The sequence below is a fragment of the Solihabitans fulvus genome (genome assembly GCF_008386585.1).
Classification (GTDB): Bacteria; Actinomycetota; Actinomycetes; order Mycobacteriales; family Pseudonocardiaceae; genus Solihabitans; species Solihabitans fulvus.
Map to the genome: position 1 here is coordinate 1 of NZ_VUOB01000236.1, position 462 is coordinate 462.

1 protein-coding gene is annotated in these 462 nt (G+C 75.5%); it reads right to left on the reverse strand.

Annotated elements, in window-relative coordinates:
• Positions 1-427: hypothetical protein (locus F0L68_RS41440; protein WP_188317134.1), on the reverse strand; the 427-nt coding region annotated here is incomplete at its 3' end.
• Positions 428-462: the final 35 nt, after the last annotated feature.

The following is a 462-nucleotide window of genomic DNA, read 5'->3' on the forward strand; positions in this document are numbered from 1 at the left end:
CCCCGGCACCCACGAGGCCGGCGCGGCCGACCAGGACGACCACCGGGTGCAGGTCGTCCAGTTGCGCGGTCAGGTGCGCGTCGACGCGGCCGGCGTCCACGACCAGGCCCCCACACAGCGTCTGGGCCAGGCGGAACACCTCGCGCAGCGGGGTGTAGCCGGCGGTGTCGGCGACCACGGCCGCGCCGGCGGAGCTGGTGGGCGCGGAACCGAGCACCTGCGGTGCCGGAATGCCTTGGTGCAGCAGGGATTGCGCGTAGTTGGCGGGCAGTCCGCCGCGTTGGCCCAGCAGCCGGCGGGTGAGCGCGCCCCAGGGCGATCCACCCTGGTCGACGAGCACCGTGGGGCCAGGAGAGGCGGCCGCCACGGTCTCGCCGACCAGGGCCGTGACGAGGCTGGTGCCGAGTCCGCCTTCGGCTCCAGCCACCATCACCGCCATCGGTGGGCGCTGGCCGGCCATCC